Consider the following 1,366-nt stretch of genomic DNA (forward strand, 5'->3'; position numbering starts at 1 on the left):
CGCGTTGACTCATCAAAAATGCCCGGGAAGGTGAGTCGTTGCCTCACGAAAGGATGCCCGCGTAGCGGCGTGGCATCCGCTGAGGACTGGGGTTGGTGACTCATCGTGATCGATGGGATTGACGATGGGTCAGCGCAAGGCTGTGACCCGCCAGGCTGCTCGCCGTTATCGGTCGGCGGGTCGGGTGGAGAAAGCGCGGATTCTGGATGAGTTGTGTGCGTTGACGGGATGGCATCGTGATCATGCCCGTAAGGCGTTACGGGTAGCGTTGAAGCCAAAAACTGTTTCACAGCAACGGAAACCTCGGGAACCGGTGTATGGGCAAGAGGTGGTCACGGCGTTGCGGAAGGTATGGGCGGTGCTGGACGCGCCCTCGGGAAAGCGGTTGGCGCCGTTCCTGGGTGAGATCGTCGATCGGCTCATCGCTTGCGGCGAGTTGGAGATCAGCGAGGCGACCCGCTACCAGCTGGTACGGATGTCGGCGGCCACGATCGATCGGCGGCTCGCGCCCGTTCGTGCTCAATGGCGACCCCAGGGCCGGTCGCTGACCAAGCCGGGCAGCCTGCTCAAGACACAGATCCCGATCCGTACCTGGGCCGACTGGAATGACGCCCGCCCAGGGTTCGTCGAGATCGACCTGGTCGGCCACGACGGCGGCAACCTGGCCGGTGAACACGCCTTCACCTTGACCGTCACCGATATCGCTACCGGCTGGACCGAGAACCGGGCGGTGCGCAACAAGGCCCAGAAATGGGTCCTCGCGGCGCTGACCGAGATCGTCGCGGGCTTCCCGTTCCCCCTACTCGGAATCGACTCGGACAACGGCAGCGAGTTCATCAACTACCACCTACTGGCCTTCTGCGAAGCCAACGAGATCACCTTCACCCGCTCCCGACCAGGCAACAAGAACGACGGGGCACACGTCGAGCAAAAAAACTGGGCGATCGTCCGGCAGACCGTGGGCTACCACCGCTACTCCGGCGAAGTGCAGATCGACCTACTCAACGGCATCTACGCCCTGCTCCGCGACCAAATCAACTTCTTCACCCCACAACAGAAACTCGTCTCCAAAACCCGCCACGGCGCCACAGTGACCAAGAAACACGACACCGCGAAAACCCCGTTCCAACGCGCCTGCGCCGACCCCACCACAGACATCCACGACAAGACCGTCCTACACAACCACTACCTCACCCTGAACCCAGCCGCGATCCGCCGCGAGATCCTCGCCCTCAGCGACGCCCTAGCCACCGAGGTCACCCGCACCTACTTCCCCACCCAGCCCTACACCGGCCTCACCCACACGGGCACATCCCGTGAGGCAACGAACCCACCCACGCGGGCATCTTGACATGAGGCAACGGGG

At 63.1% G+C, this 1,366-nt stretch carries 1 protein-coding gene; it reads left to right on the forward strand.

All coding sequences use genetic code 11. From position 1 onward, the window contains the following. Positions 1-124 precede the first annotated feature (124 nt). On the forward strand, positions 125-1,351 hold the full coding sequence (locus BLA60_RS41800; protein ID WP_162293093.1) for an integrase catalytic domain-containing protein: 1,227 nt from the start codon (positions 125-127) through the stop codon (positions 1,349-1,351). Positions 1,352-1,366: the final 15 nt, after the last annotated feature.

The organism is Actinophytocola xinjiangensis (assembly GCF_001921215.1).
In the GTDB taxonomy this organism is placed as follows: domain Bacteria; phylum Actinomycetota; class Actinomycetes; order Mycobacteriales; family Pseudonocardiaceae; genus Actinophytocola; species Actinophytocola xinjiangensis.

Excerpts from the sequence above, each read along its gene's own strand:
- BLA60_RS41800 (WP_162293093.1), top strand. The coding sequence starts at position 125 with ATGGGTCAGCGCAAGGCTGTGACCCGCCAGGCTGCTCGCCGTTATCGG.